General features: G+C 45.2%; 19 protein-coding genes and 1 riboswitch. All 19 genes read left to right on the top strand.

What is annotated here, in order from left to right:
- Positions 1 to 86: 86 nt before the first annotated feature.
- Positions 87 to 755 (top strand): hypothetical protein, encoded by a 669-nt coding sequence (locus DXD06_RS15465; RefSeq protein ID WP_117832983.1) that lies wholly within the window; start codon positions 87 to 89, stop codon positions 753 to 755.
- Between the two features lie 176 nt (positions 756 to 931).
- A complete protein-coding gene (locus DXD06_RS15460; protein WP_117832981.1) occupies positions 932 to 2,113 on the top strand; it encodes a MalY/PatB family protein in 1,182 nt (393 codons plus the stop codon).
- 112 nt (positions 2,114 to 2,225) lie between these two features.
- Entirely contained in the window at positions 2,226 to 2,924 is a 699-nt protein-coding gene (locus DXD06_RS15455) for a response regulator transcription factor (RefSeq protein ID WP_022045676.1), read from the top strand.
- Positions 2,917 to 5,448, top strand: a complete 2,532-nt coding sequence (locus tag DXD06_RS15450) for a sensor histidine kinase (protein ID WP_117832979.1) — start codon at positions 2,917 to 2,919, stop codon at positions 5,446 to 5,448. Before DXD06_RS15455 ends, DXD06_RS15450 begins: the two co-directional genes overlap by 8 nt.
- Positions 5,449 to 5,536: 88 nt before the next feature.
- Positions 5,537 to 6,898 (top strand): Trk system potassium transporter TrkA, encoded by a 1,362-nt coding sequence (gene trkA / locus DXD06_RS15445; protein ID WP_117832976.1) that lies wholly within the window; start codon positions 5,537 to 5,539, stop codon positions 6,896 to 6,898.
- 7 nt (positions 6,899 to 6,905) lie between these two features.
- Positions 6,906 to 8,360, top strand: a complete 1,455-nt coding sequence (locus tag DXD06_RS15440) for a TrkH family potassium uptake protein (protein ID WP_055066893.1) — start codon at positions 6,906 to 6,908, stop codon at positions 8,358 to 8,360.
- Between the two features lie 77 nt (positions 8,361 to 8,437).
- On the top strand, positions 8,438 to 9,796 hold the full coding sequence (locus DXD06_RS15435) for an NCS2 family permease (protein ID WP_117832974.1): 1,359 nt from the start codon (positions 8,438 to 8,440) through the stop codon (positions 9,794 to 9,796).
- A gap of 87 nt (positions 9,797 to 9,883) precedes the next feature.
- Positions 9,884 to 10,888, top strand: a complete 1,005-nt coding sequence (locus DXD06_RS15430) for an ABC transporter substrate-binding protein (RefSeq protein ID WP_117832972.1) — start codon at positions 9,884 to 9,886, stop codon at positions 10,886 to 10,888.
- 24 nt (positions 10,889 to 10,912) lie between these two features.
- Entirely contained in the window at positions 10,913 to 11,854 is a 942-nt protein-coding gene (locus DXD06_RS15425) for an ABC transporter permease (protein WP_243001141.1), read from the top strand.
- Positions 11,855 to 11,866: 12 nt separating this feature from the next.
- Positions 11,867 to 12,661: an ABC transporter ATP-binding protein gene (locus DXD06_RS15420; protein WP_195275252.1), complete on the top strand. Its 795-nt coding sequence runs from the start codon at positions 11,867 to 11,869 to the stop codon at positions 12,659 to 12,661.
- A gap of 77 nt (positions 12,662 to 12,738) precedes the next feature.
- Positions 12,739 to 14,223 (top strand): AAA family ATPase, encoded by a 1,485-nt coding sequence (locus DXD06_RS15415; RefSeq protein ID WP_117832968.1) that lies wholly within the window; start codon positions 12,739 to 12,741, stop codon positions 14,221 to 14,223.
- A gap of 76 nt (positions 14,224 to 14,299) precedes the next feature.
- A complete protein-coding gene (locus DXD06_RS15410) occupies positions 14,300 to 14,491 on the top strand; it encodes a hypothetical protein (RefSeq protein WP_117832966.1) in 192 nt (63 codons plus the stop codon).
- A 100-nt stretch (positions 14,492 to 14,591) separates the two neighbouring features.
- Positions 14,592 to 16,073 (top strand): RNA-binding domain-containing protein, encoded by a 1,482-nt coding sequence (locus tag DXD06_RS15405; protein WP_117832963.1) that lies wholly within the window; start codon positions 14,592 to 14,594, stop codon positions 16,071 to 16,073.
- Between the two features lie 297 nt (positions 16,074 to 16,370).
- A complete protein-coding gene (locus tag DXD06_RS15400; RefSeq protein WP_117832961.1) occupies positions 16,371 to 17,225 on the top strand; it encodes an aldose 1-epimerase family protein in 855 nt (284 codons plus the stop codon).
- A gap of 68 nt (positions 17,226 to 17,293) precedes the next feature.
- Positions 17,294 to 17,408, top strand: a riboswitch (FMN riboswitch).
- Positions 17,409 to 17,617: 209 nt separating this feature from the next.
- Entirely contained in the window at positions 17,618 to 18,748 is a 1,131-nt protein-coding gene (gene ribD / locus DXD06_RS15395) for a bifunctional diaminohydroxyphosphoribosylaminopyrimidine deaminase/5-amino-6-(5-phosphoribosylamino)uracil reductase RibD (RefSeq protein ID WP_117832958.1), read from the top strand.
- The gene (gene ribE, locus DXD06_RS15390) at positions 18,730 to 19,374 is read left to right on the top strand and encodes a riboflavin synthase (protein WP_117832956.1); all 645 of its coding nucleotides are present in this window, start codon (positions 18,730 to 18,732) and stop codon (positions 19,372 to 19,374) included. Before ribD ends, ribE begins: the two co-directional genes overlap by 19 nt.
- 34 nt (positions 19,375 to 19,408) lie before the next feature.
- Positions 19,409 to 20,608 carry a bifunctional 3,4-dihydroxy-2-butanone-4-phosphate synthase/GTP cyclohydrolase II gene (locus DXD06_RS15385; protein WP_117832954.1) on the top strand — a complete coding sequence of 400 codons (1,200 nt, stop codon included), beginning with the start codon at positions 19,409 to 19,411 and terminating at the stop codon, positions 20,606 to 20,608.
- 25 nt (positions 20,609 to 20,633) lie between these two features.
- On the top strand, positions 20,634 to 21,095 hold the full coding sequence (ribH, locus tag DXD06_RS15380) for a 6,7-dimethyl-8-ribityllumazine synthase (RefSeq protein WP_022046020.1): 462 nt from the start codon (positions 20,634 to 20,636) through the stop codon (positions 21,093 to 21,095).
- A 280-nt stretch (positions 21,096 to 21,375) separates the two neighbouring features.
- Positions 21,376 to 22,674 carry a phosphopyruvate hydratase gene (gene eno, locus DXD06_RS15375; RefSeq protein ID WP_117832952.1) on the top strand — a complete coding sequence of 433 codons (1,299 nt, stop codon included), beginning with the start codon at positions 21,376 to 21,378 and terminating at the stop codon, positions 22,672 to 22,674.
- Positions 22,675 to 22,790 lie beyond the last annotated feature (116 nt).

The following is a 22,790-nucleotide window of genomic DNA, read 5'->3' as shown; positions in this document are numbered from 1 at the left end:
AAAGAACCGATACCTATAGTAGATACCAAAATAGTTTAACCGGAAACAAATGGAATTGACCGGTAGAATTCAGGGAGGATGAGAGTATGGGTGTAAACACAACAGGTTTGTTAAACGCGCAAGCAGAGGTATATGCATCCTATAAAAACGATGCGGTGAACAAAAATGAGACGTCTGCGAAGAAGGACACCACGGCAAAGACGGAAGAAAAAAATGAGAGCGGTGTAGTCTATGATAAATCAGACAGCAGCAAGGACAATAAGAAAGCAACCTATTCGATTAATAAGATGAGCGCTGAGGATCGTGCAGCACTCGTACAGCAGATGAAAGCGGATACACAGTCCAGACAGCAGCAGCTGATCAGCATCGTGCAGAAAATGATGACTGGTCAGGCAGCTACTGCTTCTGTTGCAAACGGAACAAACAGTGATGATATATGGAAGTTCCTTGCAAAAGGAGATTTCACGGTAGATGCAGCAACCAAGGCACAGGCACAGAAGGATATTTCTGAGGATGGTTACTACGGTATAAAGCAGACATCAGAGAGATTATTTGATTTTGCAAGTGCCCTTGCCGGGGATGATGTGGAAAAGATGAAGAAGATGCAGACTGCCATGCAGAAGGGATTCAAACAGGCAACCGGTGCATGGGGCAAAGACCTTCCGGACATCTGCCAGAAGACCCTGGATGCTGCAAATCAGAAGTTTGAGGATTATTATAAGTCCAAAGAGAGCACAACAAAGACCGAAGGCTGAAAACAGACTGTTGCAGCCCGGTGATTGTTTACAAAAGAAGGGAAAAAATACCGGAAAAAGAGGTGTTTTTTCCCTTCTTTTTCTGTTTCGGATGATACGGCAATGATTGAAGAAATGATGCAGAAGTGGTATGATTAGGCATTATAGAGAGACAGAAAAAAGGAGACCTGATGACTATGAAATATAATTTTGATAAAATACCAAACCGCAGAGGCACAAATTCCCTCAAGTGGGATGTGGATCGCAAAGAACTCCCGATGTGGGTGGCAGATATGGATTTTGAGACGGTGCCGGAAGTGCAGGAGGCACTGGTACAGCGCGTAGCACACGGGGTATATGGATATTCTGTCATCCCGGACGAATGGGCGGACAGCTATGTAAACTGGTGGGAAAAGCGTCATCATTTTCGGATGGACCCAAAGAAGTTGATCTTTACAACGGGAGTAATCCCTGCACTTTCTTCTGCTGTCCGAAAACTGACGACACCGGCAGAAAATGTGCTGATTCAGACACCTGTCTATAATAATTTCTTCAATTCCATTCGTAATAACGGAAGAAATGTCGTGGAAAATGAACTGCTTTATGATGGAAAAGAATACCGCATAGACTGGGAAAAACTTGAACAGCAGCTGGCAGATCCGCAGACGACGCTTATGATTTTGTGTAATCCGCAGAATCCGGCAGGAAACATCTGGGATCGTGAGACGCTGGCGAGGATTGGGGCATTATGTAAGCAGTATGATGTCATTGTTGTCTCGGATGAAATTCACTGTGATCTGACAAAACCCGGTACAGAATACATTCCGTTTGCCTCTGTGGATGATACCTGCAGGGACATCAGTGTTACCTGCATTGCGCCGACGAAGACATTTAATCTGGCAGGGCTGCAGACGGCTGCCGTCTATGCAGAAAACTCGATTCTGCATCACAGAATGTGGAGACAGCTCAACACCGACGAAGTAGCAGAACCGAACGCTTTTGCAATTCAGGCAACGATTGCAGCTTTTCAATACGGGGAAGAATGGCTCGATGAGCTGCGGGAATATGTGGAAAAGAACAAGCAGTATGTGACAGAATTTCTGCAGGAGAAAATTCCACTCATCCATCCGGTTGCAGGAGATGCTACTTACCTCATGTGGCTGGACTGCCGCAAAATCACGGAGAGTGGCCGGCAGTTTGCAAAATTTATCCGCAAAACCAGCGGTCTGTATGTCAGCGGAGGCAATCAGTATGGCAAGGGAGGCGAAGGATTTTTGCGCGTGAATGTGGCTACCTCCAAGCTGGTTGTTGAAGATGGAATGCAGCGTCTGTATGAGAGCGTTGATGCATGGCTGAAAGAAGAAAAGATATCAAAATAAGAATAATTCCTGATTTTAAGCAAACCTTAAAGGTTTGCCCCATTGGAAATTAAGAAAAAAACCGCTACAATGTATCTATGATTAATCATGAATACGAGGTGGCGGTTTTTTTATGTATAATGTTTTAGTTTGTGACGATGAAAAGGATATTGTTTCTGCTTTGCAGATTTATTTAAAAAGTGAAGGATACCAGGTGTTTTCGGCTTATAACGGAAAGGAAGCCTTAAAAATTATAAACCGGGAGGATATCCAGCTGGTTCTGATGGATATTATGATGCCGGAAATGGACGGGATAGAAGCGATGTGCAAAATCCGTGAAATTTCCAATGTTCCGGTGATCTTACTGACGGCCAAAAGTGAGGATACCGATAAGGTACTCGGACTTACCGTGGGCGCGGACGATTATGTGACGAAACCATTCAATCCAGTGGAACTGCAGGCGAGAGTGAAATCCCAGATCCGGCGGTATATGCTGCTTGGAAGCGGACAGAAGGTGAGGACAAAACTGTCCGCCGGCGGCATCGAGCTGGATGATAAATTAAAGGAAGTCACCCTGGACGGAGAACCTGTGAATCTGACCAGAACAGAGTACGATATTTTAAAACTTCTGATGGAACATCCGGGGGAAGTATATTCACCGAAACAGATTTACGAGGCCGTATGGAAAGGCAGCCCGTGCGGTGTCGAAAACACGGTAGCCGTACATATCCGGCACCTTCGGGAAAAACTGGAATATAATCCTGCGGAGCCACGCTATTTAAAAGTCGTGTGGGGACGGGGATACAAGATGGAGGATGTAGAAAATGAATGAGAAAAAGGATAAAAAATCCAAAAAGCCGGAATGTGTGTCCAAAAACTGGAAATCATCGCAGGGCATCAGATTACTGGCTATGGTACTTGCGATTGTAAGCGGATTTTTTGTGGCCGTGACCGGTGTGATAACAGTTACATTAGGCATGACCAGTGATTTGCAGGGCTCACAGAAAGACATTGAAAAAACACTGGATACAGAGCTGCTTAGAAGCTATGCGTACTGGATGGGTGATGCGGTTACCGGCATTTCAAAAAAGCAGGACGAAGCAGATGCCCTGAAAAAATTTGATGACGGAAATATCGTTTATTCACTTGTCAAAAAGAAGCCGAAAGGAAAAGAAACCGAACTTGTCTGTGGAAATAATACCGGTACCTTAAATAAGGAAAATGCACTTGCCTGGCTGAAATTTACAGATGAAAATGAGTTTCATACCAATGATCGTTCTTTCTGGGATATGCTGCTTGGGAGAAACAGGGGACAGTACATGCAAAAAGTCAAGCATTATACGCAGGTGGATCATTTTATCTATGATAATGGTGTGATTTATTGTTATGCGGGCGATACCCTGTTTCGGATCAATTCCTTTTCTTTTTCCGCGGTTCCAGAGGAGTCGGATCTTGAACCGTATGTGGAATATACTTACCGGGAATCGGACGATGGTGGCAGATATTGCGCGGAAAATGGAGAACAGCTGAAAAAAGGTAAGCTCGAACCGTATTTAAAATCATCCGAACTGCGGTTTGATTTTGATGGGTTAGAGGCAGGTTACTTATGGTCAAAAAAGGATGGAATTTATCCGATCCGGCAGGAATCCATTGCGGACACCTATGCGAAAGCAAAGGTATTCCAGTGGCAGGATTTTTCATTTGCATACGAAGATCAACAGGGGCGTATTTATTATAATCCACATCAGGAGAAAGAGGCGACGGAATATACGCTTTATCTTACGGCAGCGGATTCCCTGAAGGGAAGCACAGCTACGGTATCCTCTTTGTTTTCACCGGAAGTCGGAGGTGAAACCCATATCGTGATTGATTCCGGGAAAACACAGTTTTTCCAGAAAGCACACACACTTGCAGGCGTTGTGGTACAGCTGCGGAAGACATCGGGGTGGTGGCTGCTTTTGAGCGCTCTTGTATGGCTGGTTTCGCTTGGCGTTTTGTTTGTATCGGCAGGATGGAAAAAAGGGTTTGATACGGTACAGATTCGAAGGATTGATCGTATACCATTTGGTATTTATACAGGAATCTCAGGACTTGCGTTTTTGGGCTGCGGTATGGTATGCCTTTATATGGGAGATCTGCTTATGCAAAATGCAGGAATCGTATTCTGTATTTCATTTTTTGCAATTGCATTTGCATTGGCAGAGCTGATTGTGTATGAATATGTGATCAGTATCATTGTAAGAATCCGTGCAGGAAAATTCTGGCATTATACGCTTTTGCGTCTGCTTTTAAACCCGTTTCGCCGGATAAAAAGAGAACTGCATGAAATCAGGCTGGCACTTTTGGCAAGTCTGTCTATGACGGTAAAAGTCACAGTTGTATTTCTTGTGGTCTTCCTGATAGAAGCATTTCTTTTACTGTGTGCCGGAGCGGATGGCGGAATTATCATGGTCTATCTCCTCTGGAAAGTTGTGGAATACGGCGTACTGTTAAAGATTGTGGTGCAGTTTCGACAGATATTCGACGGAGGGGAACGGATTGCAAAAGGTGATTATTCGCATCCGATTGATACGGGAAAAATGATGTATGAGCTGCGTGCACATGCGGAAAACTTAAATAATGTACAGACCGGAGTTGCAGCGGCGGTAGAAGAAAAAATGAAGAGTGAGCGGTTTCGTACCGAACTGATCACCAATGTCTCCCATGATATTAAAACACCGCTTACTTCCATTATCAACTATGTGGATCTGATCAAAAAGGAGCCGACAGAGAGTGAAACAATGCGGGAGTACATTGAGGTGCTTGACCGACAGTCCAACCGTCTGAAAAAGCTTATTGAGGATCTGATGGAGGCATCCAAAGCATCTACCGGAAATCTTCCGGTGAATCCGGAAGTATGTGATGCAACGGTCGTTCTGACACAGATTGTCGGGGAATTTTCAGAAAAGGCAGAGGCAAATCAGCTGGAGATGGTTGTAGAATGTCCGCAACCACCCGTTGAAATCTATGTGGATGGCAGACATTTGTGGCGGATCATTGACAACCTGATGGGAAATATATGTAAGTATGCACAGCCGGGAACACGTGTGTATGTTACGCTGGAAAAATTTCACGGAATGGTGATTATGACCTTCCGCAATATTTCGAAGGATCGACTGAAAATGACCAGCGAGGAACTTTTCGGAAGATTTGTCCGTGGAGACAGTTCCCGGAATACGGAAGGACACGGACTGGGGCTTTCTATCGCAAAAAGCCTGACCGAGCTGATGCATGGAAATCTTGCGGTGCAGATGGACGGCGATCTGTTTAAAGTAATTCTCAGTTTTGAGGAATATCAGGAGGATAAGAAGCAGTAAAGACCAAAAACTCCTCGGTTGTATTTCTATATGCCATGTGCTATAATGTGGGACGTCTAAATACAGAATATAAACGGAGGACAAATCTGTGAAAATAATAATCGCCGGTGATGGCAAGGTCGGACTCACGCTGACGCAGAAGCTTTCTGCGGCAGGACACGACCTGACTTTGATCGATTCGAACCAGCGTGTGCTGGATTCGAGTGTGGAGCGTTACGATGTTATGGGGGTACAGGGAAACTGTGCCTCCATGCGCGTGTTGGAGAGTGCGGATGTGAAAAAGGCGGATCTGCTCATTGCAGCCACCAGTTCGGATGAAGTCAATCTGCTCTGTGGTATGACTGCCCATGGTCTGAATCCGAGAATTCACACCATTGCAAGAATCCGTAATCCCGAATACGGCAAGCAGATTTTTACCATGCGGGATGTCTATTCCCTTTCGCTTATGGTGAATCCGGAAAAACAGGCGGCGCGCGAGATTGAACGGCTGATCCGCTATCCGGGCTTTCTGCAGAGGGAAACATTTGCCAAAAGCCGTGTGGAAATCGTGGAGCTGCGGATACAAAAAGGCAGTAAACTCTGCGATGTGGCACTGATGAATCTGGAAAATGTTGTCAAATGCAAGGTACTTGTCTGCGCAGTGAGCCGTGATGGTGTTGTGGAGATTCCGTCCGGACATTTTATTCTCCGGGAGGGTGATCATCTGTTTATTACGGCAACTGCTGAGATGCTGACACAGCTTCTGCGCAATCTTAGCATTATCACGCATAAGGCAAAGCGTGTAATTATCTGCGGTGGCGGAAGAATCGGTTATTATCTGTCAACCTGGCTGGCAAGAGAAGGCGTCAGTGTACAGCTGATCGAACAGGATGAAGCGCGCTGTGAAGAACTATCCGGTAAACTTCCACCGGAAGTATGTATCATACATGGGGATGCCAGCAGCCAGTTTCTGCTTGAAAGTGAAGGCATCCATGATTGTGACGCCGTTGTGACCATGACCGGCATGGATGAAATGAATATGATTATTTCGCTGTATGCGCAGACCTGTGGAGTGCCGCAGGTGATCACGAAAGTCGGTCATATGGAGAATAACAGTATGCAGGACAGTCTGGGACTTGGCAGTGTAATCTGCCCGAAAGAACTCTGCTGCAATACGATTGTCCGTTATGTCCGTGCCATGCAGAATACAACAGGTGCAGCACTGACACTGCACAATATTGCAGAAGGACAGGCAGAAGCATTGGAGTTTGTCGTAGATGCCGACACAAAACATATCGGGGAACCATTGCGTAATATCCGCCTGAAACGCAATATACTGATCGCATGTATCAGCCATGGAAGTAAAACGGAGATTCCAAACGGAGATTCCATGTATGAGGCTGGAAATTCCGTGATTATCGTTGCAAAGGGCGGGATGACACTTTTGCAGCTGAATGATATTTTCGAGTGAGGATGCTATGAATTATAAAATGATGGGAAAATTTCTTTCCCAGATCTTAATTGTGGAAGCAGGGTTTATGGTTCCGGCACTTTTAATCAGTCTGTATACCGGAAGCCGGGCAGCAGTTTACGGGTTTGGGCTGTCCATTCTGATCACTGCCGGAGTCGGTGCCTTAATGTATTATTTTTGCAGAAATTCCACCCGTCGTTTTTTTGCGAGGGAAGGGATGGTCTGCGTAGCCGGAAGCTGGATCGCAATCAGTTTTTTCGGGTGTCTGCCATTTGTTTTTTCCAGGGAAATTCCAAACTTTGTCGATGCCCTGTTTGAAATTGTATCGGGATTTACAACCACAGGTTCTTCGATTCTGGGAGATGTGGAAGCACTTTCTCCCGGAATTATGTACTGGCGGAGTTTCAGCCACTGGCTGGGAGGCATGGGGGTACTTGTATTTCTTCTGGCACTTTCTCCGAACGGAGAGAGAGGCAAAGGGTATACCATGCATCTGTTGCGTGCGGAGAGTCCGGGACCGAATGTGAACAAGCTGGTGCCGAAAATGCGTACAACAGCAAGAATTTTGTACGTCATATACATGGTGCTGACATTCATCAATTTCCTGTTTCTCCTGTTGGGAAAAATGCCGGTTTTTGATGCCGTATGTACCGCTTTTGGAACGGCCGGCACAGGTGGATTCGGAATCCGGAATGACAGTATTGCAGGATACAGCCCATATATACAGAATGTATGTACGGTCTTCATGTTTTTGTTTGGAATCAACTTCAGCTGTTATTATCTGCTTTTAGTCCGGCATGTAAAGGAAGTGCTCAAAGATCAGGAACTGCGGCTGTATATCATCATATTTGTAGTCAGTATTCTTTTAATTACGTTCAATGTCCGGGGACTGTACGGCTCCTGGGAAGAGACCATCCGCCATGCGGCATTTCAGGTTTCCTCTATCATGACGACGACCGGGTTTGCAAGCACGGACTTTGATCTGTGGCCCGGATTTTCGAAAGCACTGTTGCTGTGCCTGATGTTTGTCGGTGCCTGTGCAGGAAGTACGGCAGGAGGGCTTAAGATGGGAAGACTTCTTCTGATTCTGAAAAACCTGCGCAGAAATATCCGCAGAATTTTAAGCCCGCAGCGTGTGGAAGTTGTGCGCATGAATGGAAACCGGATCGGGGAGGATGTATTAAATAATACAAATACCTACCTGGCGGCTTACGGTGTGATTTTAGTCGGAAGTTTTCTTTTGATTTCTATTGATGGACTGTCCATGACAACAAATGTGTCTGCGGTTGCTGCGTGCTTTAACAATATCGGACCGGGATTTGATGTGGTGGGACCTACCTGTAATTTTTCGGTGTATTCCTGGTTTTCCAAACTTGTGCTGATTTTTGACATGCTGGCCGGAAGACTGGAAATTTTCCCGATGCTTGTTCTCTTTTCAAGAAGTACCTGGAGACATAAATAATTGAATGGATTTCTCAATTATTTTATGGTAGAATAGTAGGGTGCTTTTACACAACAATAAAATATGGAGGAGAGAACATGTTAGAGAAAATGTTTAAGCTCAAAGAGAACAATACCACAGCGAAAACAGAAGTGATCGCCGGTATTACGACGTTTATGACCATGGCTTATATCCTGGCTGTAAACCCGAACCTGCTTTCACGGGCAGGAATGGACCCGACAGCAGTGCTGATCGCAACCTGTCTGGCATCCTTTATCGGTACGTTTGCAATGGCACTCCTTGCAAATTATCCGTTTGCACTTGCACCGGGTATGGGACTGAATGCATACTTTGCATTTACCGTATGCGGAAATATGGGATATTCCTGGAAGGTAGCCCTGATGGCAGTATTCTTCGAAGGTATTATCTTTATTATCCTTTCTCTTACCAATGTGCGTGAGGCAATTTTCAATGCCATTCCGACCACATTAAAGAAAGGTGTGAGCGCCGGCATCGGTTTGTTCATCGCGTTTATCGGATTGCAGGGTGGACATATCGTTGTAAACAACGATTCCACATTGTTATCTTATGTAAATTTCAGAGATAACTGGCATACCGAAGGAATCTGTGCAGTACTTGCACTGATCGGTCTGCTTCTTACTGCAATTTTATACATCAAAAAAGTCAAGGGATCTATTCTGATCGGTATTCTGGCTACCTGGATTCTTGGAATGATCTGTCAGGCAGCGGGTGTTTACCGTATCGATGCAGACGCTGGATTTTATTCTCTGTATCCGACATTTGCCATGACTGATTTTTCAAAGATTGGTGAGACGTTCGGACAGTGTTTTACAGCAGATTTCCATGGAGTCGGAATTATGAACTTCATCGTAGTCATGTTGTCTTTCCTGTTTGTAGATATGTTTGATACGATCGGAACACTGATCGGTGTATCGGATAAGGCCGGCATGTTAGACGAAGATGGAAAACTTCCGAACGTAAAGCAGGCACTGATGGCAGATGCAATTGCTACTTCTGCAGGTGCGGTCCTTGGTACGTCTACAACTACAACATTCGTAGAGAGCTCTGCCGGTGTCGGAGCTGGTGCAAGAACCGGTCTTGCATCCATCGTTACAGGATTATTATTCCTGCTTGCAATTTTCTTTGCACCAATCTTTACGGCAATTCCGGGCTTTGCAACAGCACCGGCGCTGATCTTTGTCGGATTCCTGATGGTATCCGCAATTGTAAAGGTTGATTTCGAGGATCTGACAGATGCAGTTCCTGCATATCTGTGCCTCATTGCGATGCCTTTAATGTACAGTATCGCAGAGGGTATTGCCATTGGTGTAATCTCTTTTGTACTGATCAATCTGATCTGTGGCAAGCGTAAGAAGATTACTCCACTGATGTATATCCTTGCAGTACTTTTTATCTGCAAATATATTTTCCTGTAATTACGCAGTGTACGAGCCGCTTTCCAGTAGGACGGGAAGCGGCTTAAAGTCTATCTGACTATATAAAATATAAATGGAGGAACAACTATGAAAAAATTAAACAAGGCAATGTCGGTTGCTGTGGCAGCAGCCATGATGGTATCCCTGGGCGCCTGTGGAAATTCCGCAGATGCAGCAAAAGACGGGACACAGAGTGCAGGTGCATCCGGTAAAGTATATAACATCGGAATCTGCCAGCAGCTGGAGCATCCGGCACTGGATCAGGCAACACAGGGATTTGAGGATGTCTTAAAGGAAAAGCTGGGAGACAATGTAAAATTTGATCTCCAGAATGCACAGAACGAGCAGGCAAATGCTTCTACAATTGCAAATAATTTCGTATCTTCCAATGTGGATCTGATTCTTGCAAATGCAACCACTGCTTTACAGGCATGTGCAGCAGCGACAACCGATATTCCGATTCTGGGAACTTCCGTTACCGATTATGCAACGGCTTTGGAGATCAGTGACTGGAGTGGTACAACCGGAAGAAATATCTCCGGTACATCCGATCTGGCTCCGCTTGATCAGCAGGAGGATATGCTCGTAGAGCTCTATCCGGATGCAAAGCATGTCGCAATACTTTACTGCTCTGCAGAGGCAAACTCCAAATATCAGGCAACCGAGTTTGAAAAATACCTGGATGAGGACGGTATCAGCTACAAAGAGTTTACCGCTTCCGATTCCAATGATATCGGTTCTGTGGTACAGAGTGCAACCGAGTATGCAGATGTCATTTACATTCCGACAGACAATACCATGGCACAGAACACAGAAGCAATCAACAATATCGCACTTCCGGCAGGAACTCCGATTATTGCCGGAGAGGAAGGTATCTGTAAAGGATGCGGAGTGGCAACGCTTTCCATCAGTTATTATGATATCGGAAAAAAGGCCGGTGAAATGGCATATGACATTTTAGTAAACGGTGCGGACATTACAACCATGAAGATTGAGACTGCACCAAACGTAACCAAAGAATACAACAAAGATATCTGTGATCAGCTGGGCGTTAAAATTCCGGATGATTACAAGGCTATCGAGGCTGAATAATTAAGGGGGATGGGTATCGTGTTAATATCTGCTTATTTTGCTTCCTTAAGTCCGCTGGCGCTGTTTCGTGCACTGCCGGGCTCCATTGCACAGGGACTGATCTGGGGTCTTCTGGCATTGGGAGTATATATTACATACAAACTTCTGGATTTTGCGGATCTGTCGGTGGACGGTTCTTTTGCAACCGGCGGAGCTGTGGCGGTTATGCTGATCCGCAGTGATATGAATCCGTGGGTTTCCCTTATTTTTGCATTTGCAGCAGGAATGCTTGCGGGAATGGTCACAGGTCTTCTGCACACCAAACTGGGAATTCCTCCAATTCTTGCCGGAATTTTAACGCAGATTGCACTGTACTCCATCAATCTGAATATTATGGGACAGTCCAATCAGGCGATCAGTGTGGATAAATATTCCCTTGCGGTATCGCTTCGTTATGTATCCGGTGATACAGCAGCAAAAATTAAAGTATTTACCACCTGTATCCTGTTTGGGGTAGTGATCGTGGCGATTCTTTACTGGTATTTCGGAACCGAGCAGGGGCATTCCATCCGGGCAACCGGATGTAACCCGCAGATGGCGCGTGCACAGGGAATCAATACCAGCTTCTGTAAGGTACTGGCACTTATGATTTCCAACGGACTCGTTGGTCTGTCCGGTGCACTTTATGCACAGTATCAGGGTGCAGCGGATGTCAATATGGGACGAGGCGCAATCGTTATCGGTCTGGCTGCCGTTATTATCGGAGATGTACTGTTTGGAAAACTGTGTGCAGGAAAGAAACTGGCATTTGCATATACGTTGTTTTCCGTGATCGTTGGAGCGATCATTTACTACCTTGTGCTGAGCATCATTTTGTGGCTGAAATTCCCATCGGATGATCTGAAACTGTTCTCAGCAATCGTGGTAGCAATTTTCCTTGCGATTCCATATCTGAAGAATAAGAAAAAAGCAACAAGGGGGCTGTAACCGATGAGTGAGATGTTAAAAATTGAAAATATCCGGAAAGTATTCAATCCGGGTACGATAAATGAAAAAGTGGCTCTGGACGGTGTCGACCTGACACTTGAGGAAGGCGAATTTGTCACAGTGATCGGTGGAAACGGTGCAGGAAAATCGACAACACTGAATGCCGTAGCCGGTGTATGGCCGGTAGATTCCGGAAAAATCTATATCGGCGGCGAGGATGTGACAAAGTTATCCGAGCATCGCAGGGCACAATATCTGGGACGTGTGTTCCAGGACCCGATGACCGGTACGGCTACCACAATGTCCATTGAGGAAAATATGGCAATTGCAGCAAGACGTGGAAAATCCAGGGGATTGCGATGGGGAATTACCAAAGCGGAACGCGAAAAATACCGCCAAATGCTTTCCACCCTGCATCTTGGACTGGAAGATCGCCTGACATCAAAAGTCGGTCTGTTATCCGGTGGACAGCGTCAGGCAATCACGCTTCTGATGGCTTCCATCCAGAAACCGAAGCTTCTGCTTCTCGATGAGCATACGGCTGCGCTGGATCCAAAGACTGCCGCAAAGGTACTTGAGATTTCGGATCAGATCATTTCAGAGAATCATCTGACGGCCATGATGGTAACACACAATATGAAGGATGCGATTGCCCATGGAAACCGTCTGATTATGATGCATGAAGGAAAAGTTATTTTAAATATCGCAGGGGAAGACAAAAAGAAACTTACGGTCGGAGATCTGCTGCATCAGTTTGAAAAAGTAAGCGGTGAGGAATTTGCAAGTGATAAAGCACTGCTTTCGTAGAAAATAACAGAATTGTTTATGCAGGATAAGGGTCAAAACTGTTTTTGACCCTTAAATCATGTAGAAGGGAGATAGATATGCCTGTATTTGATTTCAGCAATACAACGGAAGAAAAGAAAGCTTGTGAGTGTACCTATACAACATTTCAGTCGAATGAAAACACTGCAAGTGCAAAATATCCGATTCTGGTTTTAGATAATACGGCAAAGCAGTGGAAATATCATTCCTGCGGAGTGTTTACGAACCAGACAAAGCGCACAGCATTTGAGTTTACCCAGGAAGACGGAACTGTATGTGCGGATATTTTGCGGGTGGATGCCCGTTTTGTCAATCTGCTTCGCTGGCTGGGGGAAAACCACATTAATGTCCGGCTGTCTGGAGAGAACACACCGGATGGATATGCCGTGTATAAGATCCGTGAAATTGCCTTTGGCGGTGGAAAAAAGCTTTCCGCGGAAGATGGCTTTTTACAGTTTATGATGGAGCGTCTGTTTGCCAGCAGTGCACCGAGTGAGGAAGCGGTGGATGAGGAGCAGGAGGAAGACGGCGATGATATGAAGCTCACCAGTATTCAGAGCATCACCGATTTTATGACCTGCGCAGGACGGACCATGCCGGATAACATCCGGTTGTGGGCACGCCGGAATTTAGCAGTGGCACGTTCCAATGAAGTGTCTCCGGAAGAGCGGCGTCATGCACAGCGTGCACTTTCCATCATGATGAATATCCAGTGGAAAAACAATTATTTTGAGGCCATTGATCCAAAGGAAGCCCGTCGGATTTTAGATGAGGAACTGTATGGCATGGAGCGTGTAAAGCAAAGAATCATTGAGACGATCATTCAGATCAACCGCACACATACGCTTCCGGCATACGGACTGCTTCTGGTGGGACCGGCAGGAACTGGAAAATCGCAGATTGCCTATGCAGTTGCCCGTATTTTAAAACTTCCGTGGACAACTCTTGATATGAGTTCCATCAATGATCCGGAGCAGCTGACCGGAAGTTCGAGAATTTATGCTAACGCAAAGCCAGGGATCATCATGGATGCATTTGCCATGGCAGGAGAGTCAAGCCTGGTATTTATTATCAATGAGCTGGATAAGGCAGCTTCTGGAAAAGGAAACGGAAATCCGGCAGATGTTTTACTGACACTTCTGGATAATCTGGGATTTACAGATAACTATATCGAGTGTATGATCCCGACATCCGGTGTTTATCCGATTGCCACAGCAAACGATAAGGAGCAGATCAGCGCACCGATTCTGTCCCGTTTTGCGGTAATTGATATCCCGGATTATACGTTTGAGGAAAAGAAGATTATCTTCTCAAAATTTGCATTGCCTAAGGTATTAAAGCGCATGAGCTTAAAGGAACAGGAATGTATCATCACAGATGAGGCATTAAATACAATCGTGGATCTGTATTCGGGTACCAGTGGAATCCGTGATTTGGAGCAGGCGGCAGAACATATTGCTGCAAATGCGCTGTATCAGATTGAGGTGGATCATCTGAAAACTGTTACCTTTGATGCAAAGATGGTGAGAAAACTCCTCATTTAAATGGCTGGTTAAAAAATATTTGTGTTGTAAAAAGCCATACAAGGTGGAACACTATCGGAAATAGGAGGTGCATACTATGGCAACAAAAACTGCAAATGTAACAGCACGAGTACCATTTTCACTTGATATTCCGGATAAACTTGCTACGAGAGATTCTATAACACAAGCTGAATTTGATACTATGATGCAGACCGGACTTGCACAGGCAAAAAGAATTGATGCTGTATCTGTTGATGAGGCTTTTAATCAATTAAAGGCGGAGATATAGTGCATTATATTTCAAAGGATCTGATGGCACCGGATGCAGCGGATAATCTGCTTGATAAGATGAAAGTAGAGATTAGAACAAGAAAATTGGAGGTAGCATTATGGCAAAAGATGAGCTGTTTTCTGGCGAATCAAAGAATATTGAATACAAGGTAGTTGTACCGGATAAAAGCGAAAAATATATGAAAACAGTTGTGGCTTTTGCCAATACACAGGGTGGCAGACTGGTCATAGGTATTGATGATAAAACACATCAGGTAGTTGGTGTTGACAATGATAGTTTGTTTCAAGCTATGGACGCTTTGACAAATGCTATATCAGATTCTTGTGAACCGCAGATCATACCGGACATTGGGCCGCAGACGGTTGATGGCAAGACAGTCATTGTTATCACGGTGGAAGCAGGAAAAAACCGACCATATTATATTAAAGCCCAAGGTAAGGCGAAAGGCACCTATATTCGTGTGGCTGGTACTTCCAGACATGCGCATCAGGAAAAGATAAGTGAGCTGGAGATGGAAGGCGCCCGTATTTCTTGGGATGAGCTTACTTGTGTAGGATATGAAGTGACGGAAGAAGCAACGCAGTCTTTATGCAAGGATATTGAAGATTTCCGAAAGAAGGCAGGACTTTCGGGGCATGATGTAAGAAAAGAGCAGTTGTTTAATTGGAAAATTTTGAAGAAAAGCGAAGGCAATGTGCTTGCATCAAATGCGTATGTGCTGCTAACATCAGATTATTTTCCGTTTGCAAAGACGCAGTGCGCCGTATTCAAGGGAACGGATAGAACGGTTTTTCTTGATAAACGGGAATATACTGGACCGATATACAAGCAGATAGAGAGTGCGGTTGATTTTGTTTTGAGAAATATCAGACTTGGAGTGACAATAGATGGCTTAGTGCGTCGGGAAAGCTATGAACTCCCAGTAGAAGCAATTCGTGAAATGATAATCAACGCACATTGTCACAGAAACCTGTTAGATGAATCCTGCATACAGGTGGCAATTTATGATGATCGCTTAGAAGTGACATCTCCAGGTGGACTATACAATGGACTAACCTACGAGGAAGTGATGAAAGGTCATTCCAAGATTAGAAACAAGCTGATTGCAAATATATTTGGTCAGATGGGACTGGTAGAAGCGTGGGGAAGTGGCATCAGAAGAATTATAAGTGTTGCTGGAGAATATGGACTGCCTGTTCCGACTGTGGAAGTATTTGATGATATGTTTCGGGTGAATTTATATAGGAATGTGCAGCATAATGCAAATGGTGGAGAAAATAGTGGAGTAAATGGTGGAGTAAATGGTGGAGTAAATGGTGGAGTAAATGGTGGAGTAAATGGTGGAAATGATTTCGGAGATAAAGTCCGTATCAGAGAAAAAGCACAGAAATTGACGGAGACTCAGGAGAAAATACTAGATTGTATAGCAGAAGATAAATATATTTCGGTCAAAAAAATAGCAGACAGAATAGATATATCTAGGCGGACTGTTGAAAATAATATTAAAAAAATGAAAGAATCAGATATTGTGGTTCGTCATGGTTCACCGAAAAATGGGTATTGGGAGATTATAGAATAAACTGTAATTCTGAAAAAGTATATCAGCAAAAGTGTAAAGGAGTGAATGTATGTCAGAGTGGTTTTCCCTGAGCTTGTGAATAAAAATATACCAAAGCAGATTAACACTATTGTAAACAGAGACAGTAATCCGGAGGAACCCAGAGTGCTTGCACTTGAAGATTTAGTATCTGTTGCTACTTCTTCGCAAATTCAGTCCATTGACAAACCTCGGTAAAATAGCATAAGATAAAATGGACAGGGAGAGAAAAAGTGAAGCGGTAACGCGTAATTTATAGAATCAGAGGAGATGGAACATATGGCAAGACATAAGCTCGAGAATGAACTCATTGCAATCGAAGTGGAGGAACATGGGGCAGAATTAAAATCTCTGGTCCGTAAAAATACCGGAAAAGAATATATGTGGAAAGCTGATCCAAAATTCTGGGGACGCACCTCACCGGTACTGTTTCCGTTTGTTGGAGCGGTAAAAGACAAACAGTTTCGTACCAAAGGACAGACTTACACCATGGGACAGCACGGATTTGCCCGCGATATGGATTTTACGCTGGATTCTCAGACGGAGGATACGCTCTGGTTTGTATTAAAATCCAATGAGGAAACCATGGCAAAATATCCTTATGCGTTTACCCTTCGTATTGGATATCACATCGAGGAAAATAAGCTGGAAGTGCTCTGGCAGGTGGAAAATCCTTCGGAGGAAGAACTTCCGTTTTCGATTGGCGGGCATCCGGCATTCAATCGTCCGAAAAATTGTAAAATCCGCTTTGATGTAGCTGGTCCGCTTACAAGTACAACGATTGTGGATGGTCTGGTCGGAAACGGTACTGTGGATTATGAATTGAAAAATAGTTATCTGACAGTTACCGATCATCTGTTTGATGATGATGCCCTTGTGATTGAAAATCAGAATGTGCATGAAGTCTCTCTTTGTGACATGGAAGGAAATCCCTATCTGACCGTTACGATGGATGCTCCATTGTTTGGAGTCTGGTCACCGGCGGGAGCAGATGTACCGTTTATATGTGTAGAGCCATGGTATGGACGCTGTGACAGTGCTGATTTTACCGGAGATTTAAAAGATCGGGAGTGGGGAAATCTGATTGCACCGGGCGGTATCTGGAAAGCCCATTATACGGTGGAGGCAGTATAGAAAGCCAGAAAAATTCTCTTGACAGAAAAGGAAAGAAAGATTATAGTCTTATACATAGACAATTTTATAAAGATCTTCAGGGCAGGGTGCAATTCCCTACCGGTGGTATAGCCCACGAGCCGCAAGGCATGATTCGGTGAAACTCCGAAGCCGACAGTACAGTCTGGATGAAAGAAGATAAAGGATAGAAACACAAGAACCCGTGTATGGTTGTGGTGGATATTGAAATGTTTGCTCTGGAATTTATTTCCAGAGCATTTTTTATTTCCTATGAATAAAAGGATTTGAAAATATATCCCCGGCAGCAGAACACGGTAAAAAGAAGCCCTGAGCATTTGCTTGGGGCTTTTGTGGTATGGCGAAGCCATATCACTGATGAAAAAGGAGAAAAAATGACAGATGAATATTACATGCGCCGAGCAATAGCACTGGCACAAAAAGGAGAAGGACAGGTATCCCCGAATCCTCTGGTAGGTGCTGTGATTGTAAAAGATGGAAAAATTATCGGAGAGGGATATCACGAACACTACGGACAGCCACATGCAGAACGGAATGCACTGGCTAATTGTATACAATCCCCGGAAGGGGCTACGATTTATGTGACCTTAGAGCCGTGCTGTCATCATGGAAAACAACCACCATGTACCGATGCTCTGCTTGCCGCAGGAATTCGCAGAGTAGTGATTGGTTCGAAAGATCCGAATCCACTTGTTCATGGAAAGGGCATCCGGATTTTGCGGGAACATGGAGTAGAAGTGACTGAACAGGTATTACAGGACGAATGTGATGAAATGAATGAAGTATTTTTTCATTATATCCAGACAAAACTTCCGTTTGTCATTTTAAAATATGCGATGACACTGGATGGAAAAATTGCCACGTATACCGGGGCATCCCGCTGGGTGACAGGAGAAGCGGCGCGTGCGCATGTACACCGTATGCGGAACCGTTACCATGCCATTATGGTTGGCGTGGGAACGGTACTTGCGGATGATCCGATGCTGACCTGCCGGCTAGGAAAAACAGAAAATGGGGTAAACCCGGTGCGCATCATTTGTGATACAGCATTGCGGACGCCATTAGAATCACAGATTGTGCGTACCGCAAAAGAAGTTCCAACGATTATAGCAAGCTGTAACCGGCAGGAAGCCATGCATATGCCATATGTGGAGGCAGGATGTCAGATTTTAGTCACACCGGAAAAAGATGGGCAGGTAGATCTTTGGGATCTGATGCGACAGCTTGGAGAACAGGAGATTGACAGCGTGATTCTCGAAGGTGGTGGAACTTTAAACTGGTCGGCTCTGCAAGCTGGGCTTGTACAGAAGGTGCAGGCATATGTGGCGCCTAAGCTGTTTGGCGGGGCAACAGCCAAAACCCCGGTTGAGGGGCAGGGATTTTTAAAACCTGCAGAGGCCGTGACATTAAGCCGGACAAAAGTTACAGCGTTGGGATCGGACTGGTTGATAGAGGGATACCCGGCGACAGAGGGGAGGCCATTATCATGTTTACAGGAATCATAGAGGAGATGGGAACCATTGAAAACATTGCAAAAGGCGCACATTCTGCGGTGTTGACGATTAACGCCAGAAAGATACTTGAGGATGTGCATATCGGAGACAGCATAGCGGTAAACGGAGTCTGTCTGACGGTCACTTCCTTTGACCACGAAAGATTTACTGCGGATGTCATGCATGAAACTTTAAACCGGTCGGCACTGGCACAGTGCAAAAGAAAAAGTCCTGTGAATCTGGAACGTGCAATGTCGGCAAACGGACGCTTTGGAGGGCATATTGTAGCCGGACATGTGGATGCGACCGGACAGATGGCCGGGCGCAAGCAGGATGACAATGCCATATGGATCCGGGTGGAGGCGCCGCCGGAAGTCCTTCGGTATGTGGTGGAGAAAGGTTCCATTACCATCGATGGCATTAGTCTGACCGTTGCCGCGGTAACTGCGCATGATTTTTCGGTGTCGATGATCCCTCATACGGCAGAGGTGACAACGCTTGGAAGCAAAAAAGAGGGAGAACTGGTAAATTTGGAAACCGATATCATCGGAAAATATGTGGAAAAACTGCTTCATCCACAGGAAGAAAAAAAGGAAACCCACATCACCCAGGCGTTTCTTGAAAAATATGGATTTTGAATGGTTATAACAAAGAAAACAGGAGGAAAGAATAATGGAAGGATTTGCGACGGTTGAAGAAGCACTTGAGGAATTACGAAACGGAAAACTGATTTTAGTCACGGATGATGAAGATCGTGAAAATGAAGGCGATTTTATCTGCGCTGCGGAATTTGCCACAACAGAAAATATCAATTTTATGGCAATGCATGCCAAAGGGCTTATTTGTATGCCGATGTCTGCAGAATATGTAAAAAAGCTTCATTTTCCGCAGATGGTCGAAACGAATACCGACAACCATGAGACAGCATTTACCGTTTCCGTGGATTATGTGGAAACAACCACAGGCATTTCCGCTGCCGAGCGTTCCATGACCGCCATGCGCTGTGTGGCAGAGGATGCAAAACCGGAGGATTTCCGGCGTCCGGGACATATGTTTCCGCTTCTGGCAAAGAAGAACGGGGTGCTGGAGAGAAACGGGCATACGGAAGCAACCGTGGATCTGTGCCGCCTGGCAGGCTTAAAAGAATGTGGACTCTGCTGTGAGATCATGCGCGAGGATGGCACCATGATGCGCACGACGGAACTGCTTGCACTTGCAAAAAGGCACGGTATAAAAATGATTACCATTGCCGCACTCCAGGAATACCGCAAATGCCATGAAAAGCTGGTGGACTGTGTGGCTGTGACAAAGATGCCGACGAAGTATGGAAAGTTTCGGGCATACGGTTATGTGAACCGTTTAAATGGTGAACATCATGTGGCATTAGTCAAAGGAGAAATCGGGGACGGAGAAAATGTACTCTGCCGTGTACATTCCGAGTGCCTCACCGGAGATACCTTTGGCTCCCTGCGGTGCGACTGTGGACAGCAGTTTGCCGCTGCCATGACACAGATTGAAAGGGAAGGCCGCGGGATTTTACTTTATATGCGGCAGGAAGGCCGCGGTATCGGATTGATCAACAAACTGCGTGCATATGAACTGCAGGAACAGGGAATGGACACTTTAGATGCCAATCTTGCCTTAGGATTTGCCGGGGATGAGCGCGAATATTACATCGGCGCACAGATCTTAAAGGATCTGGGCGTGCACAGCATGCGGCTTTTAACCAACAATCCCGACAAAGTATACCAGCTCGGAGAGTTTGGGATTTCCATCACAGAGCGCGTGCCGATCCAGATGCAGGCCACACCGTATGACCTGTTTTACTTAAAAACGAAGCAGAATCGCATGGGACATGTATTAAACTTTTAAAATGAAGAAAAGGAGAATGAACATTATGAGTACATTGGAAGGAAAATTAGTAGCAAACAATATGAAGGTAGGAATCGTCGTCGCACGGTTCAACGAATTTATCACTAACAAACTGCTGGGCGGTGCCATGGATGGCCTGCTGCGTCATGATGTGAAGGAAGAGGACATTACGGTGGCATGGGTGCCGGGGGCATTTGAAATCCCATTGATCGCAAAGAAGATGGCAATGAGTAAAAAGTATGATGCCGTGATCTGTCTGGGAGCTGTGATCCGCGGAAGCACAAGCCACTACGACTATGTCTGCAATGAAGTATCCAAGGGTGTGGCTGCCGTTTCCCTGGAGAGCGAAATTCCGGTAATGTTTGGTGTGGTTACAACGGAAAATATCGAGCAGGCAATTGAGCGTGCGGGAACGAAAGCTGGAAACAAGGGGTATGATTGTGCACTGGGTGCTGTGGAGATGGTAAATCTCATCCGCCAGATTTAAAAAGAAAAGGACAATGCAGGCACGATATGAAAATATAAGCCATACTGTATTATACAACTAACTAAAATTAGCCGATAAAAACTATCAGAAAAAATGCTTGCTATTTTTCAATATGTCAGATATAATCTTTCTTGGGTTAGATACAACTAACTTCCTTGTGTAAATCATTTGAAGACTCCTTCGCAAACACATAACTGCTGAGTGTGTTTAACGGAAGTACAGACGACGCCATTACCGCTTCCGGAAGGAGCTCTTCGCATATCGAAAGGAGAACAAAAAAATGAATTATCTGGAGATTGAAAAAGTAGTTGGAAGAGAAATTTTGGATTCAAGAGGAAACCCTACTGTTGAGGCAGAGGTTACATTGATAGATGGTACAATCGGAAGAGGTATGGCACCAAGCGGTGCATCCACCGGTGAGTTTGAAGCATTAGAACTTCGTGACGGAGACAAGAGCCGTTACCTTGGAAAGGGTGTGCAGAAAGCCGTTGAAAACATCAACACCGTGATCAACGGGACACTGCAGGGGATGGATGCATCCGATACCTATGCAATTGACAAGGCAATGATCGATGCGGACGGAACAAAGGACAAGTCCAAACTCGGAGCAAATGCAATTCTTGCCGTTTCCAGCGCATGTGCCAGAGCGGCAGCAATTTCACTGGATATTCCGCTTTACCGTTTCCTTGGCGGAACTTCCGGGAACCGTCTTCCGGTTCCAATGATGAATATCGTAAACGGTGGATGCCACGCACTGTCTTCCGGACTGGATGTACAGGAATTCATGATCATGCCGGTAGGAGCACCTTCCTTTAAAGAATGTCTCAGATGGTGTGCGGAAGTATTCCATGCACTGGCTTCTATTTTAAAGGACAGAGGACTTGCCACATCCGTTGGGGATGAGGGTGGTTTTGCACCGGCACTGAAATCGGATGAGGAAGCAATCGAGACCATTCTTGAGGCTGTAAAGAAAGCCGGATATGAGCCGGGGAAGGACTTTAAGATTGCAATGGATGCCGCTTCTTCCGAGTGGAAGACAGGAAAGAAGGGCGAGTACAAACTGCCAAAGGCCGGAACCGTATATACTTCTGAACAGCTGATTGAGCATTGGAAAAAGCTTGTGGAGAAATATCCGATCATTTCCATAGAGGATGCACTGGATGAAGAGGATTGGGAAGGATGGCAGAAGCTTACCGCCGAGCTGGGGGACAAAGTACAGCTTGTCGGTGATGACCTTTTCGTTACCAATACCGAGCGTCTGGCAAAGGGAATCAGCCTTGGCTGCGGAAACTCCATTCTGATCAAGTTAAACCAGATTGGTTCCGTTTCCGAAACTTTAGAGGCAATCAAGATGGCACACAAAGCCGGATACACAGCCATTTCTTCGCACCGTTCCGGAGAGACAGAAGATACCACAATCGCAGATCTGGCTGTCGCATTAAATACCTGTCAGATCAAGACCGGTGCACCGAGCAGAACAGAGCGTGTGGCAAAATACAACCAGTTACTCCGTATCGAAGAAGAACTTGGCGCAGCAGCTGTTTATCCGGGTATGGGAGCATTTAACGTACAGAAGTAGTATCCGGATATTATAATTGACAATATCAAATTTTTGTTTTACATACTTCAATTTTTTCTTCTTATTTGGGGCTGTAAAATAAGTCCCTAATATAAGAAACGCCAATTCCGGCAAAT

Origin of the sequence: Roseburia sp. TF10-5, from assembly GCF_003462365.1 — a bacterium.
Classification (GTDB): Bacteria; Bacillota; Clostridia; order Lachnospirales; family Lachnospiraceae; genus Roseburia; species Roseburia faecis.
The sequence above is the reverse complement of the archived record's forward strand: the minus strand, read 5'-3'. Positions and strand labels throughout refer to the sequence as shown.